Source organism: uncultured Campylobacter sp. (assembly GCF_937997465.1).
Classification (GTDB): Bacteria; Campylobacterota; Campylobacteria; order Campylobacterales; family Campylobacteraceae; genus Campylobacter_A.
On record NZ_CALKTQ010000013.1, the window covers coordinates 1 to 4256 of the forward strand.

Below are 4256 nucleotides of genomic sequence, written 5' to 3' on the forward strand. Positions count from 1 at the left end.
GATGGACGGTTGGTTGCAGCAAGCACGATAACGGGCGACGCATCCGAGCTAAAGCCGTCCATCTCGGCTAAAAGCTGGTTTAGCGTTTGCTCGCGCTCGTCGTTTCCGCCGATCATGCCGCTAGCTGCACGGCTTTTGCCGATAGCGTCGATCTCATCTATAAAAACGATCGCCGGAGCTTCTTTTTTCGCATTTTCAAAAAGATCCCTCACGCGGCTAGCACCCACGCCGACAAACATCTCGATAAAACTTGATCCAGAAACTGAGAAAAACGGCACATCTGCTTCGCCCGCGACGGCCTTTGCAAGCAAGGTTTTACCCGTACCCGGAGGTCCAACCAAAAGCACGCCTTTTGGGATTTTTGCGCCCAAATTTATATATCTATCAGGGTGCTTTAAGAAATCCACAATCTCTTTAACTTCTTCTTTTGCTTCCTGCACGCCCGCCACGTCGGCAAATTTAACCTTCGGCTTTTCAGAGTTTACAAGCTTTTTAGAGCTTCCCATCCCAAGGATACCGCCGCCCATATTTCGCTGCATGCGGCTAGCCAAAAACATCCAAATTCCAAAGAAAATAAAAATAGGAAGCACCCACGAAAAGAGCATTTCGGTAAACCAGTTCGTCTCGCTATACGCTCCATAAGGGATCTTTTGCTCCTCCAAAATCGGCACTAGCGTTGGGTCGTTTACTCTTTTGGCAAAGTATGTTCTGCCGCCGTTATCCACGGCTTTTATCGAGGTTTCGGAGATGCCCACCTGCGCTACTTGCTTGTTTTTTATCATCTCTTTTATCTCGGAGTACGAGGTACTTTTTGAGCCGGCCGCGCTCTGTCCTAGTAGCGTACCGTCCATCTCGCCGCCTCCGAGCCCGCGAAATGCCACCACTATTATGATAGCAAAAATGGCGAAAATCAAAATCGGATTTTTATTAAAAAAATTATTTCCACCATTATTTAAATTTTTATCATCGTTTTTTCTATTATCCATTATCTTCCTTAAATTATTTTACGCTTTTTGAAATACGAAGCTTTTCCACTCGTTTTTGGTTTGATTTTCTACCAGTTTGAGCGACGAAAAAGCCTCTAAAATTCGCGTTTCGTATTTATCCAAAACGCCTGCTAAAACGAGATACGAGCCCTCTTTTAGCAAATTTATCAAATCATTTTTTAGCATTAGTATCACGTCGGCGATTATATTTGCTACGACGACATCGTATTTTTTATCCAAATTCGCCACCGAACCGGTCCAAATTTGATTAAATTTAACTCCGTTTAGCTCGGCGTTTTTATGCGAGCTTTGCACTGCTTGCTCGTCCGTATCGCAGGCATCCGTGACGCATCCTAGCTTTGCTAGGGCGATGCTTAGTATTCCGCTTCCGCAGCCTACATCAAGCGCACTCATACCGTTTGCGGCATATTTTTGCAGATACTCTATGCAAGCGCTCGTACTCTCGTGGTGACCCGAACCAAAGGCAAGAGCGGGGTCGATGATGATATTTTCAAACCCGTCTTTAGACTCTTCCCAGCTTGGGTGGATGTAAATTTTACCGATCTCTATCGGTCTTACGTTTTTTTTGTATTCGTTTAGCCAGTCTTTATTTTCTTTTTGGCTTTTTGTTATCTTAAATTCGATCTCGCGGCCGAGCGCATTTTGTAGAGATTTTGCGTATTCTTGCAGGCCAAATTCCACTTCGTCTAGCTCGTCTTCGTCTCGGATGATAAACCCGCCCGTAGTCTCCTGCGTGCAAGTAACGCCCAAAGAAAAAACTAGATCTTCGAAAAGCTCGCGAAGCTCCTGCGAGCAAAGAACTTCAAGCTCGTAAAATTTATCTTTCAAAATTTACGCTCTTTTAGCCCAAAACGTCTTCAAGTTTTTCTTTTAAAACTTGCGGCGTAAACGGCTTTACGATGTAGTTATTGACGCCTGCTTTTAGCGCGGTTATGACTTCGGCCTTACCGCCCTCGGTCGTTACCATGATGATAGGCATATCGACGTATTTTGCCTCGGCGCGGACTTTTTTTACTAGCTCAAGGCCGTTCATCTCAGGCATATTCCAGTCGGTGATAAGCACGTTTATATCGCTATGTTGGCCTAAAATTTGCCACGCTTCGGCTCCGTGCTCGGCCTCTAAAATTTCCTGATGCCCGAGCCTTTGTAGGGTGTTTTTTATGATTCTTCTCATAGTAGAGCTGTCGTCGACTACTAGTATTTTCACAATCGTATCCTTTTTTAAAAAATATCCAATTCTAGCAAATTTTATATTTAAATTTACTTTAAAATTTTAGCGACCCAGTTTAAAGGCCTCTTTTAGATCAAGCGTCCCCTCGTAGTACGCCTTGCCTACGATAGCTCCGTAGACGTCTCCCGCGCGCATAAGCGCCTCAATATCGGAGATATCTTTTACGCCGCCGCTTGCGATCGTATTTATGCCGCTAGCTTTTGCGATTTGCGATGTAAATTCCACATTCACGCCGCTAAGAGTGCCGTCTTTTGAGATATCAGTACAGATTACCGCTTCGACTCCGGCTCCGGCAAATTTGCGCGCTAGCTCGCTCGCCCTCATCTGCGACACCTCCGCCCAGCCCTGCACGGCGACGAAGCCGTCTTTGGCATCTATGCCGACGGCGACGCGGTATTTTTGTGCCATTTCTTTAGTAAAATTGGGATCTTTTAGCGCTACCGAACCCAAGATAACGCGCGTTATACCGCTATCAAGGTAGCTTTTGATGCGCGCTTCGTCGCGTATCCCGCCGCCGATTTGGATTTGCAAATTTGCGGCTTTTGCGATCTTTTCTACAGTTTTTAGATTTACCGCTTCACCCGCAAACGCCCCGTCAAGATCGACGACATGAAGCCACTTTGCGCCCATATATTCAAACCTTTTGGCTAGCTCCCACGGTGCGTCCGAGTAGATTTTGGCGCTACTCATCTCGCCTTTAAAAAGCCGAACAGCCTTGCCCTCTTTCAAATCTATCGCAGGCAAAATTTCCATCACATCTCTCCGAAATTTCGTAAAATTTTTAGCCCCGTCTTATGGCTCTTTTCGGGGTGCGGCTGAAAACCGAAAATGTTATCTTTACACACCGCGCTTACGAATTTATAGCCGTACTCGGTAAAGCCAAGCGCCGCGTCATCATCGCAAACTACGTGATAAGAGTGCACGAAGTATAAATACTCGCTAGCCGCAAGATCCCTATTTATCGGCGTTTGCTTGGTAAAATTTATAGTATTCCACCCTGTGTGCGGCACCTTTAGCGGAGCGTCAAATTTAGACGGGTCAAATTTAACCACTCGCCCTTTTACGAGCCCGAGCCCTTCGTTTACGCCAAACTCCTCGCCTTGCTCAAAAAGCAGCTGCATACCCAGGCAAATGCCTAAAAACGGCTTTCCGCCAGCTACGGCCTCTTTTATTGCGGGGATAAAATTTCTATCTTTTAGCTTTTGCATCGCTTCGCCAAAAGCCCCGACTCCTGGCAAAATAATCTTGTTAAATTTACCCAGCTCCTCGCCGCGACCGACGAGTTTCGCCTTTAAATTTAAACTCTCAAACGCGTTTAAAACGCTTCTTAAATTTCCCGCGCCGTAGTCGATGATGCCAATCAATGCGAACTCCTTTGCTTGGTAGCAAAAAGATAGATGCTAAGCGCGATCATCAATATCGCGACGCCGCCGATGAGATAGATCGCGTTTATGATGTGGTCCGGTGCCGTGATGGCAAATTTAAACACGAGCATCAGGGCCTCGATCGCAAGCGCGATGATGATCGAGCCGATAAATCTAATCATCGTTTTGTTTTCCATATCCTCGCCACGTTTACTTTTACCTAGCACCTCTTCTTCAAATATCGCTTTAACCAGGTCAAATATCGCAAGCGCCAGCGTCAGCACAATCGTGTGCTCAAACATCTTTTCGACTTCGATATTTAAAAGATCGTTAGCCAAAAGCCCTTTAAGCGCGTCAGCAAACAAAAACAAGGCTATGGTAAAAAGCGCGACCGAAAACGCGGCGTAAACGACCTTAAGAAATTTGCCAAAGTAGCTCTCTAGCTTGCCATGAGAGACGATGGTTAGGATATTTTCTAACGAAACGTCGATACACGCGACGAATTTTAGCTCTCCCTTATCATCATATATCGGAGTGGACGCCGTCACGCACAGTTCGCCCGTTAGCGAAGACGGGTACGGGTCGCTTAGCACGCAGCGCTTTTCGCGCACCGCGGTGTAATAATAAGACTTATTGCTACAGTTTTCGCCGCCG

Annotated in this window: 6 protein-coding genes; all 6 read right to left on the minus strand. The window is 46.2% G+C overall.

Features of this window, described 5'->3' with window-relative positions:
- On the minus strand, window positions 1-986 hold a 986-nt coding region (locus Q0546_RS00395; protein ID WP_298789522.1), incomplete at its 3' end, for an ATP-dependent metallopeptidase FtsH/Yme1/Tma family protein.
- Between the two features lie 18 nt (window positions 987-1004).
- Window positions 1005-1835: a 50S ribosomal protein L11 methyltransferase gene (locus tag Q0546_RS00400; protein WP_298789524.1), complete on the minus strand. Its 831-nt coding sequence runs from the start codon at window positions 1833-1835 to the stop codon at window positions 1005-1007.
- Window positions 1836-1848: 13 nt separating this feature from the next.
- Window positions 1849-2214, minus strand: a complete 366-nt coding sequence (locus tag Q0546_RS00405; protein ID WP_002949840.1) for a response regulator — start codon at window positions 2212-2214, stop codon at window positions 1849-1851.
- 66 nt (window positions 2215-2280) lie between these two features.
- A complete protein-coding gene (gene hisA / locus Q0546_RS00410) occupies window positions 2281-2991 on the minus strand; it encodes a 1-(5-phosphoribosyl)-5-[(5-phosphoribosylamino)methylideneamino]imidazole-4-carboxamide isomerase (RefSeq protein ID WP_298789531.1) in 711 nt (236 codons plus the stop codon).
- On the minus strand, window positions 2991-3602 hold the full coding sequence (gene hisH, locus Q0546_RS00415) for an imidazole glycerol phosphate synthase subunit HisH (protein ID WP_298789527.1): 612 nt from the start codon (window positions 3600-3602) through the stop codon (window positions 2991-2993). The genes hisA and hisH overlap by 1 nt, the downstream gene beginning before the upstream one ends.
- On the minus strand, window positions 3599-4256 hold a 658-nt coding region (locus Q0546_RS00420), incomplete at its 5' end, for a PDC sensor domain-containing protein (RefSeq protein WP_298789529.1). The genes Q0546_RS00420 and hisH, both read right to left, overlap by 4 nt.

Coding starts and splice junctions, on each gene's coding strand:
- hisA (WP_298789531.1), bottom strand. CDS start 2,991: ATGGAAATTTTGCCTGCGATAGATTTGAAAGAGGGCAAGGCTGTTCGG.